1 pseudogene is annotated in these 327 nt (G+C 78.0%); it reads right to left on the bottom strand.

Annotated elements, in window-relative coordinates:
• Positions 1–327, bottom strand: a pseudogene (locus AC5RWQ_RS30810) (hypothetical protein); the annotation flags it as partial.

The raw sequence follows: 327 nt of genomic DNA, 5'->3' as shown, positions 1-327 counted from the left end.
TCTTCGGCGGGGGCGCGGGAGCGGCGTCGGCGACCGGCACGGCCTGGACCGCCTTGGCGGCCATGGCCGCGTGGGCCGCGGGTGCGGACTGGGAGCCCAGAGCCGCCGGCGCCTGCGGGCCACCCGGGCCCTGCGGACCACCCGGACCGCCGGGACCACCCGGACCGCCGGGACCACCCGGACCGCCGGGGCCACCCGGGCCGCCAGGGCCGCCGTACTTGAACTCGGCGGCGTTGCCGCCCTTGACGGTGAGGTCCTTCAGGGTCAGGTCACCGCCGTCGGCGACCCGGAAGATCCGGAACGCGTCCTCGGAGTCCCGCTTGATCG

The sequence above is a fragment of the Micromonospora sp. BS32 genome (assembly GCF_059089345.1).
This window is presented reverse-complemented; position numbering and strand designations above follow the sequence as displayed.